Consider the following 23,082-nt stretch of genomic DNA (forward strand, 5'->3'; position numbering starts at 1 on the left):
GCTGTTTCCTTTCAGGTTGGGAATTGGCCCCCAGTGGGGGAGAGTTGGGCAGAGGTTTCAGCGCGCGCCATGCGCAGGGGCGCATCGCTGCGTGCCAGTTTGGCCAGCACCGCAGCGCCGAGCCATTTCGCATAGAGCATGCGGGCTGTGGTCTCGGGGTTTTCGAGCACACGAACGGTCCCATCCTCTGCGCCTTGGCGCAGCAATTGGGCAATGCGGGCGACCAAAGCATCGACACCCTGATCGAGCGTTTCGCGCATCGTTTCCGACAGGTCGGCGACTTCGGATCCGAGTTTCACCACCAAACAGGCGCTGGCGATCCCCGGGGCGCTGGATTGGCTGAGCCATGCATCCCAGAAACTGTCGAGCTTGTCGCCCGCCGTTCCCGGAGCCGCGATCAGCGCATCGACGCGATCGAGATAGGCCTCGACGTAATCTGCCAGCATTGCGGTGCCAAAAGCCTCTTTCGACGCGAAGTAATAGTAGAAAGAGCCCTTGGGCACGCCGCTTTCGCTCAGAATGCGCGACAGGCCAACGCCAGAGAACCCGTGCCGCAGCACGAGGCTGCGCCCTACGTCCAAGATGCGTTGCCGCGTCTGATCTGATTTCTTTACCTCTGTCATACCGGGGCATCTAAGGAATAATAGACCGGTCGTCTAGTGCGCTCGCGCGAATGTGAGGCGGCCAAGTTGAACGAGGCGCCAAACCAGAAAATAGCGAAAAAATCTATTCTTGCGCGATCATATATATTAGATTCCACACAACGGCCCGCAGGGCGATGACAGGGATGGAATGAGAAGATGGATCAAAAGATTGCTCTGATAACAGGGGCCGGAAGCGGGGTGGGCCTTGCCTGTGCGCAGCGTTTGGCGAAGGACGGTTTCACCCTCGTGCTCACGGGGCGGCGGCAGGATAAGATCGACGCAGCCTGCGCGACGCTCGACGGGCAGGGGCATATCGCCGTGGCCGCCGATGTGGGCGTCGAGGCGGAGGTCGACGCGCTTTTCGAGCGGGTGGAGACGACCTTTGGGCGGCTGGATCTGCTGTTCAACAATGCCGGGCGCAATGGCTCGGCGGTCGAGGTGGACGGCTTAAGCGTGGCGGAGTGGAACGACATCGTCGCGACCAATCTGACCGGGTCATTCCTCTGCGCCCGCGCGGCTTTTGCCCTGATGAAACGGCAGAGCCCCAAGGGCGGGCGGATCATCAACAACGGCTCGATCAGCGCCCATGTCCCGCGCCCTCTGTCGGTGCCCTATACGGCGACGAAACATGCGATCACCGGGTTGACCCGCGCGCTGTCGCTCGACGGGCGGGCGCATGACATCGCCTGCGGACAGATCGACATCGGCAATGCGGCGAGCGAGATGACCGAGCGGATGGCAGACGGCATTCTGCAACCCAACGGCAGCCGCATGTCCGAGCCGCGCATGGATGTGAACGATGTGGCCGAAACGCTGTCCTACATGGCAAAGCTGTCGCTCGACTCCAATGCCATGTTCGTCACCGTGATGGCCACCAAAATGCCCTTCGCGGGGCGCGGCTAAGCGGTCAAAGCACCTTGCCCGGGTTCATCAAATGGCCCGGGTCGAGGGTGGCCTTGATCTGCGCCATCAACTCCAGCGCGACCGGGTCTTTATACCGGCGCAGCTCGGCGCGTTTAAAGGTGCCGATGCCATGTTCCGCCGAGAAAGAGCCGCCCATCTGGTGCACGATATCATGCACGATCCGGTTGAAGGCCCCGTATTCGGCAAGGAACGCCGCATCCGCCATATCCACCGGGCGCGACAGGTTGAAATGCAGGTTGCCGTCGCCGAAATGGCCAAAGGGGCAGGGTCGCAGGCCGGGCATGTGATCCATACAGGCTTGGGTCGCCTCGCGGATGAAATCTGCCACGCGCGACACCGGGACCGAAACGTCATGTTTGATCGACGCGCCTTCGGGTTTCTGCGCCTCTGACAGGTTCTCTCGCAGCGCCCAAAGCGCGTCTTTCTGCGCCTCCGAGGCGCCGATCACGGCGTCGATGATCTCCTCCGCCTCGAAAGCCGCTTCCAATGCGGTTTCCAGCCGGGCGTCGAGGTCTGTCTGCGCGCCATTGCCGGTGAGTTCGATCAGGCAATAGGCGGGATGCGCCTCGGCCATCGGATCGCTACAGCCGGGCGCGTGGTCGATCACCATTTGCAGGCCCAGCCGGTCGATATACTCGAATGTCGAAAGCGTGTCGGCGGTCTGGCCGCGCATCCGCGCATAGAGCGCGAGCGCCGGATCGGGGCCGGTGCAGGCCACCAGCGCGGTGGCCCGGGCGGTGGGTTTGGGAAAGAGTTTGATCACCGCCGCTGTGATGATGCCAAGCGTGCCTTCGGCGCCGATAAAGAGGTGTTTGAGGTCAAAGCCGGTGTTGTTTTTCCGCAGGCCGTTCAGGTCATTCAGCACCCGGCCATCGGGCAGCACCGCTTCGATCCCCAGCACGAGGTCGCGGGTATTGCCATAGCGCAGCACCGCCGTCCCGCCCGCGTTGGTCGAAAGATTGCCGCCGATCTGGCAGGACCCTTCAGAGGCGAGCGAGAGCGGAAAGAGCGCGTCGACCTCATCCGCCGCCGCTTGGATATTGGCGAGGATGCAGCCCGCCTCGACCGTCATCGTGGCATTGGTCGGATCGACCGCGCGGATACGGTTCAGCCGGTCGGTCGTGAGGATAATGCCGCCATCGGGCACGCCGCCCCCCGCAAGGCCGGTGTTGCCGCCCTGCGGCGTGACCGGCACCTCAGCGGCATGGCACAGACGCATGCAGGCGGCGACCTCTTCGGTTGAGCCGGGGCGGATCAGCGCCAGCGCCGTGCCGCGCCGCAGCCCGCGGTCTTCAATCAGCCGCGCATCGAAATCCTTGGCGTCGGTCACCACATGGGCAGGGCCAATGGCATCGCGCAGCGCATCGAGCAAGGCGGCGTGGTCTTGCGCGTCCGTATCATCTGCGCGGCGCGGCGCGGTCAGGGTCGTCATCTGGGTCATCCTTCAGCGCTGGTCGGCATCGACTTTTTTCTGAGCCGCGGCGCGCAGCTTGCTGATCGTGGTGCGGGTCGAGATCTGCTCGGGGTCGGTCACCAGTTCGATCAGCGCCGGACGGCCACTCTCGCGGGCGCGGGTGAAGGCGGCGGCGAAATCCTCGGTCTTGGTCACCCGTTCGGCATGGGCGCCCAGACCTTCGGCCATCTTTACGAAGTCTTGGTTCTGCAAGGTGGTGCCCGAGATGCGTTCGGGGTGGTCGCGTTCTTGGTGCATGCGAATGGTGCCGTAGATGCCGTTGTTGAACAGCAGCACGATGGGCCGCCCGCCATATTGCGCGGCGGTGGCGAGTTCATTGCCGCTCATCATAAAGCCGCCATCGCCCACAAAGGACAGCGTCAGACGCTCCGGTTCAGCAATCGAGGCCGCGACGGCGGCGGGCACGGAATAGCCCATCGCGCCACAGGTGGAGCCGACGATCCGGCCCGGGCGGCCAAAGCGCAGGAACCGCTGCGCCCAGCCGGTGTGGTTGCCCGCGTCGAGCGTGACCACCACGTCGTCGGGCAGCTCATCGCGCAGTTGCGCAAGGGCCACCCCCATGTCGAGATCCCAGTCGCCGCCATTGGGTGCTTCGGTATCGGTGAGGTAATCGGCATGCAGCTTGTCGCACCAATCGCCCCATGCTTCTGCCCGGCCCAGATCGACGCCGGACAAGGCAGCGGCCACAGCGACGGGCGCCGCCGCGATGCCCAAATCCGGCGAATAGACGCGGCCGATCTCATCCGCCTCCGGATAGAGATGCACCAGGCGGGTCTCGGGGTTGGGCGATTGCATGGTGGTGTAGGTCTTGGTCGTCATCTCGCCCAAACGCGCGCCGATCACGATGAACAAATCCGCTTCGCGTTGATGCGCGTAGAGGCTGGGCGCGGTAGAGGTGCCGAAATCGCCTGCATAGACCGGCGAGAGGTTGTTCACGATGTCCTGTCGCCGGAAAGAGGTGGTGACGGGGATCTTGTTGGCCTCGGCAAAGCGGGTGATGGCCGCCGCACTCTCATCCGACCAGCCGGAGCCGCCGAGCAGCAGCAGGGGCCGTTCGGCCTGCGCGATCTCGGTCTTGAGCATATCGAGGCCATCGGGCGATAGCCCCGCATGGGTGGCCGTATAGGGCCGCGCATCGGCCACGGAAACCACCTCGGTTAGCATGTCTTCGGGCAGGGAGATCACCACCGGGCCGGGGCGGCCCGAGGTCGCCACGCGGAAGGCGCGGGCCATATATTCCGGCACCCGCGCCGGGTCGTCGATCTGGGTGGCCCATTTGGCGATGGGGCCGAACATGGCGCGGTAGTCGACTTCCTGAAAGGCTTCGCGGTCGGTGGTGTCGCGGGCGATCTGGCCAACGAGCAGGATCATCGGCGTGCTGTCTTGCTGCGCGATATGCACCCCGATGGCCGCGTGGCAGGCGCCGGGGCCGCGGGTGACCATACAGATGCCGGGTTTGCCGGTGAGCTTGCCATAGGTCTCGGCCATATTCGCGGCCCCGGCTTCGTGCCGCGCGTTGATCAGGTTGAAACGGTCCTGCACGTCATGCAGCGCGTCCAGCACCTCAAGGTAGCTTTCGCCGGGCACGCAATAGGCGGTGTCGGCGCCGTGGATCAAAAGCTGATCCACAAGGACCTGTCCGCCGGTCCGCGCCTTGAGGGATGTTTTTTGCAGCATGGAGAAGGCTCCGTTTCGTTCGTTCTGAGATTTAAGTATGTGTGGCCGCTTGGCTTTTCGGGCTGGGGTTCCTGGCCTTTTGGAAGGCCAGGATAACGCCCGCGATGACCAGCCCCGAGGCGGTGAGCCGCAGATCGGGATAGATCAGCAAGAGCGACGCTGCGAAAAGCACCACCGACAGCACATTTGACAGTTGGCCAAAGTAGTAGCGTTGCAGGGCGGCGGCCAGCAAGATGACGCCAATGGTGGCCTGCAACAGGACCAAGGTGATTTGGGTGGCCGAACCCTGCATCAGGATCGCCGGTTCATAGACGAACATGAAGGGCACGATAAAGCCGGTCGCCCCGAGTTTCACCGCGGCCCAGCTCGCCTCGACGATCTTGGCGTGCGACAGGGTGTTGGCCGCATAGACCGCCATGGCGACGGGGGGTGTGATGGCCGACAGGATGGCGAAGTAGAACACGAAGAGATGCGCCGCTTCGACCTGCACGCCCAGTTTCACCAGTGCCGGCACCAGCAGGGCGACCTGCACGATATAGGCCGGTGTGGTCGGCATCCCCATGCCAAGGATGATGCCCGCGATCATCGACAGGAAGAGCGCGATGACCAGCGTGTCTTGGGCCGCTTCGATCACGAAGTTCGAGAAGGTCAGGCCAAGGCCGGTGATGTCGATCACGCCGACGACGATGCCCGCACAGGCACAGGCCGCGGCAATCGCCAGCACGTTACGGGCACCGCCTTCGAGCGCTTCGAGGATGTTGTCGACGGTGACGTAATGCCGTGTCGTCTTGCGCAGCGCCGCCACGGGCACGACCGACACAATACCGCAAAGCGCCGCATAGGGGGCCGAATAGCCCAGCATCAACACGCCCACGATGATCGCCAGCGGCAGGAACAGGTGGCCGCGTTCAAGCAGCACGGTTTTCAGCGGCACTTGATCCTCTTTCGGGACCGAACCGATGCCCTTGCGCTTGGCCTCAAAGTGGACCGCAGCGAAGAGGGCCACATAGAACAGGATCGCGGGCGCCAGCGCGTATTTCGCAACCGTGAGGTATCCCACGCCGAGGTATTCGGCCATGACAAAGGCCGCAGCCCCCATGACGGGCGGCATGATCTGCCCCCCGGTCGAGGCCACGGCTTCGACTGCGCCGGAGAAGGCGGGTTTGAACCCCATGCGTTTCATCAGCGGGATGGAGAAGGTGCCGGTCGTCATCACATTGGCTACGGCAGAGCCGGACACCGACCCGAAGAGGCCCGAGGTCACACAGGCCACCTTGGCCGGACCACCGACCTGCCGCCCGGTAAGCGCCACCGCGAAATCCATGAAGAGCTGGCCCACGCCCATCCGCTCGACCAAGGAACCGAAGAGGATGAAAAGCACCATATAGGTCGCGGAAACCGCGATCGGGATGCCGAAGATGCCTTCGGGCGTCATGAACAACTGCTCAAGGATCACCGAGGGCAGGGTCGAGGTGAAGGCGAGGCCGTAGCCGAGAAACAGCAGCGCCGTGATCGGCAGCATCGGCCCCAGCATCCGGCGCGTGGCCTCAAGCAACAGGACGACCAGCGTGATCCCCACCACAATGTCCATCGGCATCAGCGGATCGACGTAGAGAAAGCGCTGCGTGATGTAGTTGAGGTTGAAGGACGGATAGAGCGCCGCGCCCAAGGCAACCAGCCCAAGCACCACGTCATACCAGCGCGGCACATCGTTGCGCAGCCCCTTGCGGTTGACGGTCAGGAAGATCAGCAAAAGCGCCAGAGCGACGTGCACGCCGCGCATGATATAGGGGTTGGGCGGGCCGACGAAGGCGACGTAGAGATGCCACACAGCCATACCGACCAGGATCAGCCTTGCTATGCGGGTAATCAGGGGCATCTTGTCCAGAAGGATCGACAGTTGCATGGGGGTTCTCGCGTCTAGAGTGGAAGGCGGCCTCTGTGTGTCAGCGCGCGGAATGCACGGGGCGCAGGGACCTTATGGATGTGGGCCGGACGAAGCGCTTGGCTCCGACCGACCCGTTTCGTGTCGGAAGGGAATTACATCCCCGAGACGCCACGCTCTGCGTAGAACTCTTTCGCGGCGGGGTGGAAGGGCACGCCGATGTCGGTGGCCATTTCCTCGACCGTCAGGTTCGCCATGGATTTGCTGATCGCGGCGAAGCTGTCGTTGTTGTCGGCAATCGCGGCGAGCACGGATTTGACGATCTCACCGTCATAGTCGCAGGGCGCGACCATATGGGTGTCGTAGCTGATCGCATGCACGGTCTCATCGAAACCGGGGTAGGCGCCTGCCTTGACTTCGCGGCGCTGGAAGGCGGCGTTCTTGTCTTTGAAGTACTGGAAGGTCTCTTCATCCACGTCGATCAGGCGAATCTTGCGGGAGGACGCCAGATCCATGACCGAACCTGTCGGCAGCGACGACCCCAGCGTGAAGAAATCGGCCTGACCGTCTTTCATCTGCGAGGCGGAGTCGGAATAGGAAGTGTTGGCGACGCTGTCGAGGTCATCAAAGGTCATGTCGGCGGTCGACAAAAGCTCGCGTGTCAGGAATTCGCCAGTGTTGCCAAGCTGTTGCGTGGTCAGGCGTTTGCCCTTCATGTCGGCGATCGTCTTGATGCCCGAATCCTCAAGCGCGACGATCTGGAAATACTGCGGATAAAGAATGCCAAGGTTGCAGACATTGGTCGTGGCCTTGCGGAACGGCTCTTTGCCCGACAGGCTATCCACGGTCGAGATCGAGTTGGCGAAGGCGATGCCAAAGCGGCCCGCGTCCACGCCGACCACATTCGACACGCCCGCACCCGGCGTGACGGTGATGTCCATATCGGGGTTCTCACGCTCCACAATCGCCTTGATCGCGCCGCCCACGGGATACCACGACCCGCCCTGCTGGCCGGTCGCCATGACAAAGCTCTGCGCATGGGCGGCGGCGCCTGCGACGGCGAAAAGGATGGTGGCCGCTGTGGTGCGGCGGATCGATTTGAAGAACGGTGACATAGAAACTCCTCCCGAGTTTTGACTGTGTGTCGGCAGCTACTGGATGGGTTTCCGGGCTCCCCCCTGACATCCTCTTGCCGTGATCCGCAGACTGCGGGGGAATCTCTAGCCTGTCAATTAAAAATACAAATTTATGGGGATTTCATCTTACTTGTAATGTTGTATTCTGGTTGTAATGCTGGGAATGACCCTACCTTCTGATTATTGACAGCTTGTCATACAGGTGGTCCAATCGGTGAAAAGAAGTTGTTATTATGGCTGCAAATCTTCAGGCGACCGTGCCCCTCGTCGATGGTGCCACGCTAAGCGATCAGGTGACGGAGGTGCTGCGCCACAACGTGGTGAACGGCGTGTGGAACGTGGGCGATGTGCTGCCCTCCGAAACCACATTGGCCAGCGATTTCGACGTGAGCCGCACGGTGATCCGCGAGGCGGTGTCGCGCCTCAAGGCCGAAGGCATGTTGTCGAGCCGTCAGGGCCGGGGGGCCTTTGTCGCCAGCGACCGGCCCCGTCAGGGCTTTGCGATTCCTGAACGTGACATGGAAAGCCAGCGCAAGCTCGAACAGATCCTAGAGCTGCGCATGGGGCTTGAGATCGAAGCCGCTGCCATCGCCGCCGCCCGCGCCACCCCAGAGGCCCGCGCGGAGATTGAGCGTGCCGCCGCCGCCTATGATCAAAGCAACAAGATCGGTGGGCCGGCAGTGGCGGCAGGGGTCACTGCCGACCTCGATTTTCACCGCGCGGTTTGCGAGGCGACGGGCAACAGCTATTACCTCAGCCTGTTCAACTATCTTGTCGCCAGCCTGCGCGAGACGATGCTGGCCGGGCGGCTGCAAGCGTTGAAACGCGGTGGCGAAAGCCGGGATGCGATACAGGAACACTACGACATCGCAGCCTCTATCCTTGAGGGTGACGCGGAACGCGCCCGCCAGCGGATGCGCGACCACCTCCAGATGTCGAGCGGGCGGCTCTTGGCACAGCTCAAGACCGAGGACGGGCTGGCAGAGTGACCATTCCTGCCGCCCTCCACGCCGCCCTCGCGCGGCCCGCCTCACTGACCATCGCGCTCAGCGGGGGGATCGACAGCCTGACGCTCTCGGCCGCTGCGGCCAAGGTGCGCGGCGCGGCGGGCGTGACGCTTTGCCATGCGGTTTCACCCGCCGTTCCGGCGGCGGCAACCGCGCGGGTGAAGGATTTCGCCACCGAATGGGACCTGCCGATGAAGCTGGTTGACGCGGGGGAGTTCGCCGATCCCGCCTATCGCGCCAACCCGTTCAATCGCTGTTATTTCTGCAAGTCGAACCTCTATGGCACCTTGGCGCGGATGGGGCCGCTGGTGGCGGCGGGCACCAATACCGATGATCTGTCGGACTACCGCCCCGGCCTGCAAGCCGCGGCGGAACACGGCGTGCTGCACCCTTTCGTTGAGGCGCAGATGTCCAAGTCGGATGTGCGCGCCTTGGCCCGCGCACTTGGGCTGGGGGATCTGGCGGAACTGCCAGCCGCCCCCTGTTTGGCCAGCCGGATCGAGACCGGTCTGCGGGTGGAGCCGGCGAATCTGGCGGTGATCGACCGGGTAGAGACCCTGCTGCGTGCAGAGTTGGGCAATATCACCCTGCGCTGCCGTCTGCTGCGTGGGGGCTGGGTGGTGGAGCTTGATCCGTCTGTTTACGAAGACCTCTCCGCCCAGAAACGTGCAGCGATATTGACGCAGGTTCGGCAGGCCACGGATGACGGGCGCGCGGTCGATCTGCGGGCCTATTCAAGAGGAAGTGCATTTGTCCATCACTAAGACCGGCCCCGACGGGCATCCAGACGTGACCTTTGACCGGGGCCGCGGGGGGCGTATCGGCATCGAAGAGGCCGTGCTTTGTGAGCATAAGTCGGTGGCGCAGATCGCCGCGATCATCGGCGATGCGGCGGCAGAGGGGCGCAGGCTGTTGCTGACCCGGCTGACGGCAGAGCAGTTTGCCTCCCTGCCCGCCGACGCGGCGCAACAGGTCGATTACTGCGCCGCCTCGCGCACCGCCATTTTGGGAGAGATCGGGTCCTTGGCCAGCACCCCGCGCATCGCCCTCGTCAGTGCGGGCACCTCTGATTACGCCCCCATGGCCGAGGCGCGGCGCACGCTGGCCTATGGCGGGATGGCGGCGACCGAGGTTTCGGACGTGGGCGTGGCCGGGCTGTGGCGTCTGCTCGCGCGGGAAGAGTTGCTGCGCGAGATGGACGTGGTCATCGTCTTTGCCGGGATGGACGCGGCCTTGCCTTCGGTCGTGGCGGGGCTGGTGCCGGGGGTGGTCATTGGTGTGCCGACCTCCGTCGGCTATGGTGTCGCCCGCGGCGGGAGGGTCGCGCTCGATTCGATACTCGCCAGCTGCGCACCGGGGGTGACGGTGGTGAACATCGACAACGGCTATGGGGCCGCAACATCGGCGCTGCGGCTGGCCAATATGATGCGCCGCGCCGCGGCGGGAGGGTAGCCGGTGACAGCACCGAAACTGAAGATCAAGAAACGGCAGACTTTGGCCGACCAGCTCTACGGGCAGGTCCTTGAGCAGATCGTGTCTAACAAGCTGGTGCAGGGAGAAAAGCTGCCTTCGGAGAACCAGATCGCCACCGCCTTTGGCGTGTCGCGGCCCGTGGTGCGTGAGGCGCTGCGCAAGCTGCAAGAGGACGGTCTGGTCGAAGCGCGGCGCGGCGTGGGCACCTTCGTGCGGCGGCGGCCTTCGGAAAAGCTGATCGAATATGCCACGGCGGGTTCCGTCGCCGGGCTGATGCGCGCGATGGAGGCGCGGATCACGATCGAAAAGGCCACCGCCCGCATGGCCGCGCAGCGCGCCAGCCCCAAGGATATCGCCCGGATCGAGGCAGCCTTGCAGACGCTGGAGGCATCGATGCAGGCGCGCGACCCGTCCTTTGACGCCGATTACCAATTCCACCGCGCCATCGCGGCGGCTTCGGGCAATGAGGTTTTCGTGCAGATGCTGGATTGCGCCCGCGGTTCGATCGAACAGGGGATCGACGTGGCGCAAAAGCTGACGCGCCAAGGCTCCCAGGCGCGGATCGACGTGGTGATCAGCGAACATCGGCAAATCCTCGAAGCGATCCGCGCGGGCGACAGCGAAGTCGCAGGCGTGTCGATGGCCTATCACCTTTTGCAGGCGCGGGCCCGGATCACCGACCACGCCGGTATCGCATGACCCAAGCAAGCAGAAAGACCACCCCATGATCTACGACCACCGCACCTATTGCTGCCGCCCCGGCACGATCAAGAAACACCTCGCGCTCTATGCCGAATTCGGCTTTCCGGCGCAGCGCCGCATCCTGGGCGAGCCGGTGATCTATGCGCAGGTCGAGACGGGCGACGTGAATTCCTTCGTGCATATCTGGGCCTATAAGGACGCTGCCGACCGTGCCGCCCGTCGGGCGCAGATGGCGGCGGATCCTGAGTGGCAGGCCTATCTCAAGAAAAGCGCCGAGGCGGGGTATTTGGTGAGCCAGACCAATAAGATCCTGATGCCCGTGCCGCTAGAGGGTTAAGCCGCGCCCCGGCCTGAGAGGTCAGGCCGGGGCAGTCTTCAGGTCACGAGGCAGGCCTCGTCGATGCCGCGCCCTTCGTGGAAGGCGCGGATGTTGCCCGCCCAATGGCCGACCATGCGCCTGAGGTTGTCCTCACTATGGCCGCCGATATGCGGCAGCGGCAGGACGTTATCGAGACGTAGCAGCGGGTTGTCCGGCTCCACCGGTTCTTGGGTAAAGACATCCAGTGCCGCCCCGGCGATACGCTTGTGGGTCAACGTGTCGATCAGGACCGCCTCGTCGATCAGCCCGCCGCGCCCGGTGTTCACCAAGAGGGCATCCGATTTCATTCGCGTCAGTTCATCCGCCCCAATAGTGTGGTGTGACGCATCGGTCAGCGGCATGTGCAGGCTGACGATATCGCAGGTTTCAAGGATTTCATCGCGGTCTGCATAGCGCGCGCTGGTGCCTTCGGCGGGCCCCGAGCGGCGATAGTAGAGCACCTCGCAGTCAAAGCCCGTCAGCCGTTTCGCGACAAGCTGCCCAATGGCGCCAAAGCCGATCAGCCCGACCTTCTGACTGCTGAGATCCCGCGCCCCGGGGACGATTTCGGGCACGATCCATTTGCCCGCGCGGGTGTTGTTGTAGTGCAGCGGAATGCGGCGCAGCGCGGAGATCATCATGCCGATGGTCAGATCCGCGATGGTGGGCGCGTTGACCCCGGGGCTGCGCGCGACCGGAACACCCATCTCGCGCGCGACATCCAAGGGGATTTTGTCATACCCGGTGCCCCATTGATGCACGAGGCGCACGCTATCGGCCCCCCGCAAGACCTCAGCCGGAAGCCCCCGCCCGCGTGGGACGATATAGGCTGCCCCCTTTACCGCTTCGGCAAAGTCCGCTTCCGAGAAAGAGGCCGCAAAGCGCAGGTCGAGCCCTTCGGCATAGCCGCGCACCTTGTCTTGCATGTCCTGCGGCATCGCGTCGAGCACGGCGACGGGGCCGATCAACCCGCCGCTCATGCCGAGGCTCCGCGCAGGTCTTCGGGCAATAGCGCCTCGGGCAGGTTTTGGTAGGACACGGGCCGCAGGAAGCGGCGGATCGCCATGGTGCCGACGGAAGTCGCGCCAAAGTTGGTAGAGGCCGGGTAGGGGCCGCCATGCACCATGGCGTCACAAACCTCGACCCCGGTGGGGAAGCCGTTCACCAGCACCCGGCCCGCCTTGCGTTCAAGGATGGGCATCAGCGCCTTGGCGGCGTCGGTGTCACCCTCGTCCATCTGGAGCGTCGCGGTCAATTGCCCCTCGAACCCTTTGGCGAGCTCTTGCATCTCATCGCCCGAGGACACCCGCAGCACCAGTCCCAAGGGGCCAAAGACCTCCTCCCCAAGCGCGTGGTCTTGCAGGTAGGTATCGGCGTCGGTTTCAAACAGGTTCGGCTGGGCGGCGCGGCCGTCGCTGTCGGTGCTGACCAGCGCGCGGACGGCGTTGCGCCCGGTGAAACGTTCCTTGCCGTCGCGGTAGGCTTGGGCGATGCCGTCGGTCAGCATGACCTGCGGGCCGACCTGCTCAAGCGCCTCTTTCGCGGCGGCGACGAATGCGTCGCCTTCGGCCCCTTTGGCCACGACCGCGATGCCGGGGTTGGTGCAGAACTGCCCCGCGCCCATGGTCAGCGACCCGGCCCAGCCAGCGCCGATTTCCGCGCCGCGGTTTCGGGTGGCCTCGGCCAGAACGAACATCGGGTTCACCGATCCCAACTCGCCAAAGAAGGGGATCGGCTCGGGGCGTTGGGCGCAGAGATCAAAGAGTGCGCGCCCCCCGCCGAGCGATCCGGTAAAGCCCACGGCCTTGATCAGCGGGTGCTGCACCAGCGTCTGCCCCACCTCGCGGCTGTTGGCGTGGATCAGAGAGAAGACGCCGGGGTGGATGTCGCATTTCTGGATCGCCGCGTGGATCGCTTCGGCGACGATCTCCCCCGTGCCAGGGTGGGCGGAGTGGCCCTTGACCACGACCGGGCAGCCCGCCGCCAGCGCCGCGGCGGTGTCGCCGCCCGCGGTGGAGAAGGCCAGCGGGAAGTTCGACGCGCCGAAGACTGCAACCGGCCCGATGGGGCGCTGGATCATGCGGATGTCGGGGCGCGGCATCGGCTGGCGTTCGGGCAGGGCGCCGTCAACGCACCGGTCGAGATGCGCGCCTTTGCGGATGTGATCGGCAAAGAGGCGCAGCTGCCCGGTTGTCCGACCCCGTTCGCCCTGAAGACGGGCTTCGGGCAGGCCGGATTCGCGTGTGCCGATCTCGGTAATGGTCTCGGCGCGGGCCTCCATCTCATCCGCGATGGTGTCGAGGAAGGCGGCGCGGGTCTCGCGGCTGGTATGGGCGTAGGACCAAAAAGCCTCCTCCGCCGCTTGGCAGGCCCGGTCGACATGGGCCGGGGTGCCGCTTTGGAATTGGTCGCTTTCGCCGGTGGCGGGGGAATTGGCGAAGGTCTCTCCGCCGCCGACCCATTCGCCGGCGATCAGATGCTTGCCGTGGGGGTGAAATCTCTTGCTGTCCGCGGTCATGATCCATCCTTATGGGTTTGCTGTGTCAAAGTGGGGGTGGGCTGCGCCATGGTCTGCACCAGCGCATCCATCTGCCGCGTGAGCAGCCAAGCGTCGCCTGCGATGGCGACGAATTCGATACCCTCATCAAAGTACCGTTGCGCAAGATCGGCACCATAGCCGAGGATGCCCGCAGGCAGCCCGGCGGCATGGATGGCCGCGACCGCCTCGCGGATTTTGTCTTGGACATCGGGGTGCATCGGGTTGCCGGTATGGCCCATCGCAGAGGAGAGGTCCCCCGGCCCGATAAAGATCGCATCGACCCCCGGCACGGCGGCGATGGCGGGGATTTCGGCCACCGCTTCGGGGGTTTCGACCTGCACGATCACGCATTGCGCCTCTGCATAGGTGCTGAGGTAATCGGTTTGCCGCGCGTAATCATTGGCGCGGATCGTGGCCGAGATGCCGCGCAGCCCTTCGGGCGGGTAGCGGGTCCATGATACGGCTTGGCGGGCGGCCTCGGCAGTCTGGATCATCGGGAACATCAGGTTGCGCACGCCGATATCCAGCAGCCGTTTGGTCATCGTCTGATCGGAAGAGGGCATCCGCACGATCATCTGCGCATCGGGATTGGCACTGCCTGCCGCGCGCAGATGGTCGGTGATTTGGCTGAGATCGTTGGGCGCATGCTCCATATCCAACAACAACCAGTCGATCCCGCTGCCCGCCGCGATCTCGGTCACCGTAGGAGAGCAAAGCGAGAGCCAAAAGCCCGACAGGCGGCTGCCGGGGCGGAGCGTGTGTTTCAGTGGTTTTGCCGACATTTTCGCGGCTCCTCCCTCAAATGGTATCGACAACTGGGGTGATACGGTAATATATCAGTTCGAGCAAGATGTGTTTTCCAACCTTTTTGCGATGATGTTTTAGCTGGCGAGGATTCCATGACCGAGACCAAGAAAACCGCCGATCAGCTGCGCAGCGCGCGCTGGTTCGCCCCCGACGATCTGCGCAGCTTTGGCCATCGGTCGCGCATGATGCAGATGGGTCTGGGCCCCGAGGATTGGGAGGGGCGCCCGGTGATCGGCATCCTGAACACTTGGTCCGAGATGAACCCCTGCCACCTTCATTTTCGCGACCGCGCGGAGGACGTGAAGAAGGGAATCGCGCAGGCCGGGGGGCTGGGGCTTGAGATCCCGACGATCTCGATCGACGAGAGCTTCACCAAGCCGACTTCGATGCTCTACCGCAATATGATCGCGATGGAGACCGAAGAGACGATCCGCTCGCACCCGCTTGACGGAGTAGTCCTCATGGGCGGCTGTGACAAATCCACGCCCGGTCTGACCATGGGCGCGATCAGCGCAGGCGTGCCGTTCATCTTTTTGCCCGCGGGGCCGATGCTGCGGGGCAATTACGCGGGCCGGGCGCTTGGCTCTGGCTCGGACGCCTGGAAGTTCTGGGACGAGCGCCGCGCGGGCACGATCTCAGCCGAGGAATGGGTCGGCGTCGAAGGCGGCATTGCGCGGTCCTACGGGCATTGCATGACGATGGGCACCGCCTCCACCATGACCGCGATTGCCGAGGCGATGGGGCTGACCCTGCCGGGGGCGACCTCGATCCCCGCTGCGGATGCGGGCCACAAACGGATGAGCGCCTCTTGCGGGCGGCGCATTGTCGATATGGTTTGGGAGGACCTGACGCCCGACAAGATCATCACCCCCGCCGCCGTGCAAAACGCGGCGACCGTGGCGATGGCGACGGGCTGTTCGACCAATGCGGTGGTGCATCTCTTGGCCATGGCGCGCCGCGCCGGTGTGGCGCTGGAGTTGAGCGATCTCGACGCTCTGGGCCGCATCACGCCGCTGATCGCCAATATCCGCCCCTTGGGCAGCAGCGAATATCTGATGGAAGATTTCTACTTCGCGGGCGGGCTGCGGGCGCTGATGGACCAGTTGGGCGACAAGCTTGACCGGTCGGCCATCACCTGCACCGGCAAACCGCTGGAGGAGGGGATTGCGAATGCGCCTGTCTATAATGACGACGTGATCCGGCCCCTGTCGAACCCGGTTTATAAAGAAGGCTCGCTTGCCGTGCTCAAGGGCAACCTTTGCCCCAATGGCGCGGTGATCAAACCGGCGGCCTGCGATCCAAAATTCCACCACCACGAAGGTCCGGCGTTGGTCTTTGACAGCTACCCCGAGATGAAGGCCGCGATCGATGACGAGAACCTCGATGTGACGCCCGACCATGTGCTGGTGCTGCGCAACGCAGGGCCGCAGGGCGGGCCGGGGATGCCGGAATGGGGGATGCTGCCGATGCCCAAGGCGCTTCTGAAACAGGGGCACCGCGACATGCTGCGGATCTCGGATGCGCGGATGTCGGGCACCTCTTACGGCGCTTGCATCCTGCATGTCGCGCCGGAGTCTTTCGTGGGCGGGCCGCTGGCGCTGCTGAAAACGGGGGACATCGTGCGCATGGATCTTGAGGCGCGCACCCTCGACATGCTGGTGGATGAGGACGAACTCGCCGCCCGCCGCGCCGCGTGGAAAGCGCTGGAGCCACGGTTCGAGCGGGGCTGGGGCTACATGTTCCAGCGCCATGTGGGGCAGGCCGATCAGGGCTGCGACTTCGACTATCTCACCGCGGCCTTCGGCCAAGCGGCGGGCGAGCCGGATATCTTCTGAGAGGGGCTGGCAATGACACATGATCTATCGAAAGCGCTTACCGGCATCTCGGGCATCCTCGTGACGCCCTATGACGCGGGCGGAGAGATCGCGCCGCGCAAGCTGGCGCCGATCATTGACCGCGCGCTTGCCGCCGGGGTGCATATCCCGGTGGTGAACGGCAATACCGGCGAATATTACGCGCTGACCAATGATGAGGCCTGCACCATGGTACGCGAGGTGGCGCAGATGGTCGATGGGCGCGCGCCGCTGCTTGCGGGTGTCGGGCGCGGCATTCGCGATGCCTGCGCGCTGGCCAAGGCAAGCGCCGAGGCGGGGGCGGATGCGCTGATGATCCACCAACCGCCCGATCCCTTCGTCTCCCCCCGCGGTACGGTCGATTATGTGCGCGCGGTGCGGGATGCCTCGGGCGGGCTGCCGGTGATGCTGTACCTGCGCAATGACGCGATGGGGCCCGAGGGCATCGCGCGGCTGTGCGAGGTCGACGGGGTGAAGGGCGTCAAATGGGCCACGCCGAACCCCTTGAACCTTGCCCGCGCGATCGAAGCGGCGCCGAAAGACATTGTCTGGGTCGGCGGTCTGGCCGAGGTCTGGGCGCCGCCGCTCTATGCCGTGGGGGCGCGGGGCTTCACCTCGGGCCTTATCAACGTCTGGCCCGAGCGCTCGGTCGCCATCCACGCGGCACTCGATGCGGGCAACTACGGCGAAGCGAACCGCCTCATCGCCGGGATGCGCGCCTTTGAGGACATCCGCGCGGAAGAGCATAACGGCACCAATGTCACCGGCGTCAAAGCGGCTCTCATGGCCATCGGACAGGATTGCGGCCCCACGCGCCCGCCGTCCGCATGGCCGCTGACGGAACAGCAGCAGGCGGTGTTGGATCAATTCGTGAAAGACAATCAACTGAAGGGAGAGGCGGCATGAGCCCCGAACTACGCGAGAAACTCCAAGCGGTCTCGGTCGCGACATTGGCGACGGCGCTGTATAAGCGTGGGCTGCGCAATCAGGTGGTGCAGGGGGTCGGCCCCGTGGCCGCCAAGGGGCGCAACATGGTCGGCCCTGCCTTTACCCTGCGCTATATGCCCGCCCGCGAAGACCGCAACCAACTGGTCGAATTCCGCAATCCCGAGCATCCGCAGCGCGTCGCGATCGAGACCTGCCCCGAGGGCCATGTGCTGGTGATGGACAGCCGCAAGGATGCCCGCGCCGCCAGCGCCGGTGACATCCTGATCACCCGGCTGATGATGCGCGGCGCGGCGGGTGTGGTGACCGACGGGGGCCTGCGCGATGCCGCGACCATCGGCGCGCTTGAGATCCCCGCCTATCACGCGCGGCCCTCCAGCCCCACGAACCTGACGCTGCATGAGGCGATTGAGATCAACTGCCCCGTGGGCTGCGGCGATGCCCCGGTCTTTCCCGGTGATATCGTGGTGGGCGACGACGACTGCGTTATCATCATCCCCGCGGATATTGCCGAAGAGGTGGCCGAAGAGGCTGTCGAGATGACCGCCTATGAGGATTTCGTGGTGGAGCAGGTCAAAGATGGCGCCGGGATCATCGGGCTCTACCCCGGCACCAAGCAAGAGAACCTTGATAAGTTCGCCGCGTGGCGCAAGGCCAACAACCGCTGACTTAAGGCTTTTCCGGGGTGAAATACTCCGGGAACGCCGCCCGTTTCTCGGTCATCCGGTCGACGGTGCGTTGCAGGTGCTGGCGCAGCGCCTCCATCGCCGCGGGCGCATCGCCCGCTTCGATCCCGTCGAGGATGCGGCTGTGGCCGCCGATCACGTCCTTGTTGTTCAGAATGCGTCCCGCCTCATCAATGTCGTCCAAATGCAGGCGGCGCAGGCGTTCCAAATGGCCCGCATGGCTGCGCATGATGCGCTGGCTCTGCACATGACCCGCCGCCACGAAGAGGGTCTGGTGAAACACCTCGTCCAATTCCTGAAAGGTCGGCACATCGCCGGGCTGGTCCGAGATGCTGCTTTGCAAGGCAACGATGCTGCGCAAACGGGTGAGGGCTTCGGGCGCGATCTCATCGGCCAAACGGCGCACGACTTCTGTCTCAAGCGCGATGCGCATGAACTGCGCTTCGCGGATTGCCGACATATCGATCGGTGTGACCAGCGTGCGCGATTGCGGGTAGATCTTGACCAGCCCTTCTTTGGCCAGCTGTTGCAGCGCATCGCGCAGCGGCGTCAGGCTGACGCCATGGGTCTCGGCCAGTTCGGCACGCAACAGCGGTGTGCCGGGCGGCAGGTCGAGCCTTACGATCTGATCGCGCAGCGTGGCGTAAACCCCGCGCCCCGTCGGCCCGCCCTCGAACAGTCCCAAGTCGGCCCCGCCGCCAAGGATGCTTTTGGCAAGGGTCTGTGCGCTCTGCGCGGCGGGTTTCTTCGATGCGGTCATGCGGGCTCTTCCATAGCTGTTAAATCTAATATATCAGTTAATGACATCTTACCGAAGCGGTTTTTTCGACACCCAAGGGAGGGGGAGCATCCGATGGACAGCCAGACCATGCAAGAGGACAGACGCGCAAAGGTGATGCTACTATCACCGACGGATAACGTGGTCGTGGCAACCGCGGCGGTTCCCCGTGGCGCGGTATTGCCGCAAGACGGGCTGCGTGCCAACCATGATACGCCCCAAGGTCACAAGATCGCGATCCGCCCGATCCAGCGCGGCGCGCCGATCCTAAAATTCGACACGGTGATCGGCTATGCGGCAGAAGAGATCGCCGCAGGCGATTGGTTGCACAGCCATAACATCAAGTTCGACGCGGTTGACAAAGACTATGCCTTCGCCCGCGATTATACCCCGACCAAGCTGCTGCCACCGCAAGAGCGCGCCCAGTTCATGGGCATCCGCCGCGCCAATGGCCGGGTGGGCACGCGCAACTACATCGGGCTTTTCGTCACCGTGAATTGCTCAGCCACCGTGGCGCGTAAGATCGCCAATTACTTCGACGAAGAGCGGATGGAGGCATGGGAGAACGTCGACGGGGTGATCCCCTTCATCCACGAATCCGGTTGCGGGATGGAGCTTACGGGCGAGCCGATGGACCTGCTGCGCCGCACGCTCTCGGGCTATATCCGCCACCCCAATCTGGCCGGTGCCGTGGTCCTGTCGCTGGGTTGCGAGCGCAACAACCTCGCCCAGTTCTTTGAAGAGGAGGGGTTGGCCGAGGGCAAGATGCTGCGCTGCGTCACCATGCAACATGTCGGCGGCACGGCCCGCGCGATTGCCGAAGGCAAAGAGGCGGTGCGCGAAATGCTGGATCAGGCCAATGCCGTCCGGCGTGAGCCCTGTTCGGCGGAACATATCACCATCGGGATGCAATGCGGCGGGTCGGACGGGCTTTCGGGGCTCTCGGCCAACCCCGGTCTGGGGGCGGCGGCGGATATCCTCGTGCGCAACGGCGGCACGGCGATCCTTTCGGAAACGCCCGAGATTTTCGGCGTCGAACACCTGCTGACCCGCCGCGCCCGCAGTGAAGCGGTGGGCCGCAAGCTGGTCGAACGCATGGATTGGTGGCTGGACTATACCAAGGGCCGCGACACGCAGATCAACGGCGTTGTCAGCCCCGGAAATCAGGCGGGCGGGCTGGCGAATGTGCTGGAAAAATCGCTCGGCGGGGCCAAGAAAAGCGGCAGCACGGGGCTGATGGAGGTCTACCGCTATGCCGAACCCGTGACGCAAAAGGGGTTGGTCTTCATGGATACGCCCGGCTTCGATCCCGTCTCGGCCACCGGGCAGATCGCGGGGGGCGCGAACCTGATCTGCTTTACCACCGGGCGCGGGTCTTGCTTTGGCTCTTACCCCTCACCGACGATCAAGCTCGCCTCCAACACGCCGATGTTCACCAAGATGCAGGACGATATGGACATCAACTGTGGCACCGTGATCGACGGGGAGCAGAGCCTAGAGGAGTTGGGCCAAAGGATCTTCGAGCGCATCCTCGCCATCGCCTCGGGGGAGCCGAGCAAGTCCGAAGCGCTCGGCGTGGGCGAAGAGGAATTCGCGCCTTGGCCGATTGGGGTCACGGGGTAACAGATGTCGAAGGGGACAGCGCAGATGAAACCGAACTATGTGAAACTGGTCGAGGATACGCCGCTGCCGCGCATGGCGCTTTGCCGTCAGACCTTTGCCGCAACCCAGATCGACGACCCGCGCGCCGCCGTGGCAGAGGCGATGCAGGCCGATTGCGCGGGCAAGATCAAACCGGGCATGTCCATCGCCATCACCGCGGGCAGCCGCGGGCTGGCGAACCTGCCGGAACTGCTGGCCGCCATCGTGGCCGAGGTCCGCGCGCGCGGGGCGCATCCCTTTGTCGTGCCCGCCATGGGCAGCCACGGCGGCGCCACCGCAGAGGGGCAAACCGCGCTGCTGGCGAAACTGGGCGTGACCGAAGAGAGCCTCGGTTGCGAAATCCGCTCTTCGATGGAGACCGATGAGATCGGCGTGCTCGACAACGGCATGTCGGTGCGGATGGACCGCCATGCCAATGCCGCCGATGGGATCATCCTGTTCAACCGGATCAAGCCGCATACCTCTTTCCGCGCGCCGAACGAAAGCGGGCTGGCCAAAATGCTCTCGATCGGGTTGGGCAAGCAATCGGGGGCCGAAACCTGCCATTCGCGCGGCATCGATAACGTCGGCATCTTCGTGGCCAAAATGGCGCGGATGAAGCTGGAACGTTGCAAGGTGCTGTTCGGCATTGGCACGATTGAGAATGCCTATGACGAACTCTCGCAGGTGGTCGCGCTCGACAGTGACGGGATGCTGGAGGCCGAAGCGCCCTATCTGCAAGAGGCGATGCGCAACATGCCCCGTCTGCCGCTGGGGCCGCTGGACGCGCCTTCGGCCTCGGGCGATCTGGATGTGCTGGTGGTGGATGAGATCGGCAAGGAGTTCTCAGGCACCGGGATGGACCCCAATATCACCCATCGGTTTTCGAGCGAGAAGATGCAGGTCCATCTGCATATCTCGCGGCTGGTGGCGCTTGGCCTTTCGCCGCGCAGCAACGGCAATGGCAATGGCGCGGCGCGGGCGGATGTGATCACGCAGCGGTTGGAGCAGGATTTCGACCGCGAGGCGGTCTATGCCAATGCCATCACCTCGCAGGTGTTGAAACAGTCGAAAATTCCGATGGTCATGCCCTGCGACCGCACCGCGATCCAGACGGCGGTCAAGACCTGCGGGGCCGAGGATATCACCAAGGTCCGGCTGCTGCGTATCCCCAACACGCTGAAGCTTGAGTATCTCTATGCTTCCGAGGCGATGCTGCCGGAACTGCGCGACCGTCCGGGGCTGGAGGTGATTGGCGATCTGCAAGAGATGCAGTTCAACGACGGCCTGCTGCGCAACCCTTGGCCGGAGGGGCATTGATGCGGGGGCAGGGGCTTCACCTACACCTCGATCCCGTTGGCGGGGCGGCGGGGGATATGTTCATCGCCGCGATGTTGCATGCCTTCCCCGATCTGGCCGAGCGCGCCTTGGCCGATGTCGCCGCCGTCCTCCCCGCCGAGGTGGGCCATGCGGAACTGAGCGAACATGTCGCCTCGGGCATTACCTCGCGGCGGTTTGAGCTGGTGCTGACAGCACCCGACGCCGGCAGGCGGCACGGTGCCGAAACGACCTATCGCGCCATGCGCAATTTGCTGGAAAACGCAGCGCTGTCAGAGGGCACGGCGGAGGCCGCCTGCGCCATCCTTCACCGGATCGCCGAGGCCGAAGCGCAGGTCCATGACATCCCCATCGACCGGGTGCATTTCCACGAGATCGCGGATTGGGACGCGCTGATGGATGTGACCGCCGCAGGCAGCATCTGCGCCACGCTGGCGGGGGCGACATTCTCGCTTGCGCCGCTGCCGCTCGGCGGCGGGCTGGTGGAAACGGCGCATGGCAAACTGCCCGTTCCCGCGCCCGCCACGGCGCTGATCTTGCAAGGCTATGATTGGCATGACGACGGCGTGCCGGGCGAGCGGGTGACACCCACGGGGGCAGCGATCCTTGCCCATCTTACCTCCGGTAGCCCTATCGCCAGCCGTCCACCGGGGCGGCTGCGCTGCACCGGCTCGGGCGCGGGGATGCGGGTGATGAAAGGCCTGCCGAATATCCTCCGCGTGAGCGTCTTTGACACCGCCACGGCGGGCATCGCGCAGGACAGTCTCGTGCAATTCGCCTGCGATATTGACGACATGACAGGCGAAGAACTGGGCGCGGCGGTGGATCGGTTGCGCTGCATGGAGGGCGTGGTCGATCTCATGATGCTCAGCGGGCAGGGCAAGAAATCCCGCCCCGTCACGCGGCTTGAGTTGCTGGTCCAGCCGCAAGAGGCTGACGCGGTCGCCGCGCGGGTCTTCGATCTGACCTCGACCCTCGGCCTCCGCCGCACTTTGGTCGACCGGCTGATCCTCCCACGGGAAAACGATGACAGCGGGCCGCTTCGGCGCAAGCGCGCACGGCGCCCCGGTGGGCATGAGACGGTTAAGGTCGAAAGCGACGATCTGGCCGATGCCGAGACCCTGCACGCCCGCCGCAGCCGCGCCCGCGCGGCGGAGGGGTAGGGGCCGGTGATCTAACTTGCTTATCACCGGCCCGCGTGTGAAAACCCTCTGA

At 64.4% G+C, this 23,082-nt stretch carries 21 protein-coding genes; 12 read left to right on the forward strand and 9 right to left on the reverse strand.

Annotated features, from left to right (window positions below; genetic code table 11):
- Positions 1 to 11 precede the first annotated feature (11 nt).
- Positions 12 to 623: a TetR/AcrR family transcriptional regulator gene (locus ACGYLX_RS14470; protein ID WP_394450325.1), complete on the reverse strand. Its 612-nt coding sequence runs from the start codon at positions 621 to 623 to the stop codon at positions 12 to 14.
- A gap of 177 nt (positions 624 to 800) precedes the next feature.
- On the opposite strand from ACGYLX_RS14470, the gene ACGYLX_RS14475 reads away from it, so the two are divergent.
- Complete coding sequence (locus ACGYLX_RS14475) at positions 801 to 1,547, forward strand: SDR family oxidoreductase (protein WP_394442209.1); 747 nt, start codon at positions 801 to 803, stop codon at positions 1,545 to 1,547.
- A gap of 4 nt (positions 1,548 to 1,551) precedes the next feature.
- Here ACGYLX_RS14475 and ACGYLX_RS14480 read toward each other — a convergent pair whose 3' ends face one another.
- The 4 genes from ACGYLX_RS14480 to ACGYLX_RS14495 all read right to left on the reverse strand — a co-directional run bounded on the left by ACGYLX_RS14480 (position 1,552) and on the right by ACGYLX_RS14495 (position 7,719).
- Positions 1,552 to 3,000 (reverse strand): FAD-binding oxidoreductase, encoded by a 1,449-nt coding sequence (locus ACGYLX_RS14480; RefSeq protein WP_394442206.1) that lies wholly within the window; start codon positions 2,998 to 3,000, stop codon positions 1,552 to 1,554.
- A gap of 12 nt (positions 3,001 to 3,012) precedes the next feature.
- Positions 3,013 to 4,719 carry a thiamine pyrophosphate-binding protein gene (locus ACGYLX_RS14485; protein ID WP_394442203.1) on the reverse strand — a complete coding sequence of 569 codons (1,707 nt, stop codon included), beginning with the start codon at positions 4,717 to 4,719 and terminating at the stop codon, positions 3,013 to 3,015.
- 31 nt (positions 4,720 to 4,750) lie between these two features.
- Positions 4,751 to 6,625, reverse strand: coding sequence for a TRAP transporter permease (locus ACGYLX_RS14490; RefSeq protein ID WP_394442201.1), 1,875 nt, complete (start codon positions 6,623 to 6,625; stop codon positions 4,751 to 4,753).
- Between the two features lie 134 nt (positions 6,626 to 6,759).
- Positions 6,760 to 7,719: a TAXI family TRAP transporter solute-binding subunit gene (locus ACGYLX_RS14495; protein ID WP_067263721.1), complete on the reverse strand. Its 960-nt coding sequence runs from the start codon at positions 7,717 to 7,719 to the stop codon at positions 6,760 to 6,762.
- Between the two features lie 254 nt (positions 7,720 to 7,973).
- On the opposite strand from ACGYLX_RS14495, the gene ACGYLX_RS14500 reads away from it, so the two are divergent.
- From ACGYLX_RS14500 to ACGYLX_RS14520, 5 genes are read left to right on the forward strand one after another with little or no spacing between them, the layout of a single operon-like run.
- Complete coding sequence (locus ACGYLX_RS14500; protein WP_394442198.1) at positions 7,974 to 8,729, forward strand: FadR/GntR family transcriptional regulator; 756 nt, start codon at positions 7,974 to 7,976, stop codon at positions 8,727 to 8,729.
- Positions 8,726 to 9,511, forward strand: coding sequence for an adenine nucleotide alpha hydrolase (locus ACGYLX_RS14505; RefSeq protein WP_394450328.1), 786 nt, complete (start codon positions 8,726 to 8,728; stop codon positions 9,509 to 9,511). Before ACGYLX_RS14500 ends, ACGYLX_RS14505 begins: the two co-directional genes overlap by 4 nt.
- A complete protein-coding gene (larB, locus tag ACGYLX_RS14510) occupies positions 9,498 to 10,199 on the forward strand; it encodes a nickel pincer cofactor biosynthesis protein LarB (RefSeq protein WP_394442192.1) in 702 nt (233 codons plus the stop codon). The genes ACGYLX_RS14505 and larB overlap by 14 nt, the downstream gene beginning before the upstream one ends.
- Positions 10,200 to 10,202: 3 nt before the next feature.
- A complete protein-coding gene (locus ACGYLX_RS14515) occupies positions 10,203 to 10,919 on the forward strand; it encodes a FadR/GntR family transcriptional regulator (RefSeq protein ID WP_067264865.1) in 717 nt (238 codons plus the stop codon).
- 25 nt (positions 10,920 to 10,944) lie between these two features.
- Entirely contained in the window at positions 10,945 to 11,259 is a 315-nt protein-coding gene (locus tag ACGYLX_RS14520) for an NIPSNAP family protein (RefSeq protein ID WP_271690331.1), read from the forward strand.
- A 38-nt stretch (positions 11,260 to 11,297) separates the two neighbouring features.
- On the opposite strand, the gene ACGYLX_RS14525 is transcribed toward ACGYLX_RS14520, so the two are convergent.
- Genes ACGYLX_RS14525 through ACGYLX_RS14535 form a run of 3 tightly spaced genes read right to left on the reverse strand, consistent with a single transcriptional unit; the run spans position 11,298 to position 14,601 of the window.
- Positions 11,298 to 12,260 carry a 2-hydroxyacid dehydrogenase gene (locus ACGYLX_RS14525; RefSeq protein WP_394442187.1) on the reverse strand — a complete coding sequence of 321 codons (963 nt, stop codon included), beginning with the start codon at positions 12,258 to 12,260 and terminating at the stop codon, positions 11,298 to 11,300.
- Positions 12,257 to 13,798: an aldehyde dehydrogenase (NADP(+)) gene (locus tag ACGYLX_RS14530; RefSeq protein ID WP_394442184.1), complete on the reverse strand. Its 1,542-nt coding sequence runs from the start codon at positions 13,796 to 13,798 to the stop codon at positions 12,257 to 12,259. The genes ACGYLX_RS14525 and ACGYLX_RS14530 overlap by 4 nt, the downstream gene beginning before the upstream one ends.
- Positions 13,795 to 14,601, reverse strand: a complete 807-nt coding sequence (locus ACGYLX_RS14535) for an HpcH/HpaI aldolase/citrate lyase family protein (protein WP_394442181.1) — start codon at positions 14,599 to 14,601, stop codon at positions 13,795 to 13,797. Before ACGYLX_RS14535 ends, ACGYLX_RS14530 begins: the two co-directional genes overlap by 4 nt.
- Before the next feature lie 117 nt (positions 14,602 to 14,718).
- Between ACGYLX_RS14535 and araD the strand changes: the two genes are divergently transcribed.
- The 3 genes from araD to ACGYLX_RS14550 are packed head-to-tail and all read left to right on the forward strand — an operon-like array spanning position 14,719 to position 18,092.
- The gene (araD, locus tag ACGYLX_RS14540; RefSeq protein ID WP_394450331.1) at positions 14,719 to 16,461 is read left to right on the forward strand and encodes an L-arabinonate dehydratase; all 1,743 of its coding nucleotides are present in this window, start codon (positions 14,719 to 14,721) and stop codon (positions 16,459 to 16,461) included.
- A gap of 12 nt (positions 16,462 to 16,473) precedes the next feature.
- Positions 16,474 to 17,385 carry a dihydrodipicolinate synthase family protein gene (locus ACGYLX_RS14545; RefSeq protein ID WP_394442178.1) on the forward strand — a complete coding sequence of 304 codons (912 nt, stop codon included), beginning with the start codon at positions 16,474 to 16,476 and terminating at the stop codon, positions 17,383 to 17,385.
- The gene (locus ACGYLX_RS14550) at positions 17,382 to 18,092 is read left to right on the forward strand and encodes a ribonuclease activity regulator RraA (RefSeq protein WP_271690337.1); all 711 of its coding nucleotides are present in this window, start codon (positions 17,382 to 17,384) and stop codon (positions 18,090 to 18,092) included. The genes ACGYLX_RS14545 and ACGYLX_RS14550 overlap by 4 nt, the downstream gene beginning before the upstream one ends.
- A gap of 1 nt (position 18,093) precedes the next feature.
- Here ACGYLX_RS14550 and ACGYLX_RS14555 read toward each other — a convergent pair whose 3' ends face one another.
- A complete protein-coding gene (locus ACGYLX_RS14555) occupies positions 18,094 to 18,870 on the reverse strand; it encodes a GntR family transcriptional regulator (protein ID WP_084729401.1) in 777 nt (258 codons plus the stop codon).
- A gap of 93 nt (positions 18,871 to 18,963) precedes the next feature.
- Between ACGYLX_RS14555 and ACGYLX_RS14560 the strand changes: the two genes are divergently transcribed.
- Genes ACGYLX_RS14560 through ACGYLX_RS14570 form a run of 3 tightly spaced genes read left to right on the forward strand, consistent with a single transcriptional unit; the run spans position 18,964 to position 23,030 of the window.
- Positions 18,964 to 20,511: a UxaA family hydrolase gene (locus ACGYLX_RS14560; protein ID WP_394442175.1), complete on the forward strand. Its 1,548-nt coding sequence runs from the start codon at positions 18,964 to 18,966 to the stop codon at positions 20,509 to 20,511.
- Positions 20,512 to 20,514: 3 nt separating this feature from the next.
- Positions 20,515 to 21,849, forward strand: coding sequence for a lactate racemase domain-containing protein (locus tag ACGYLX_RS14565; protein ID WP_394442172.1), 1,335 nt, complete (start codon positions 20,515 to 20,517; stop codon positions 21,847 to 21,849).
- Entirely contained in the window at positions 21,849 to 23,030 is a 1,182-nt protein-coding gene (locus tag ACGYLX_RS14570) for a LarC family nickel insertion protein (RefSeq protein WP_394442169.1), read from the forward strand. The genes ACGYLX_RS14565 and ACGYLX_RS14570 overlap by 1 nt, the downstream gene beginning before the upstream one ends.
- Positions 23,031 to 23,082 lie beyond the last annotated feature (52 nt).

The sequence above is a fragment of the Sulfitobacter sp. 1A13496 genome, assembly GCF_043557225.1.
GTDB classification, from domain to species: domain Bacteria; phylum Pseudomonadota; class Alphaproteobacteria; order Rhodobacterales; family Rhodobacteraceae; genus Sulfitobacter; species Sulfitobacter faviae.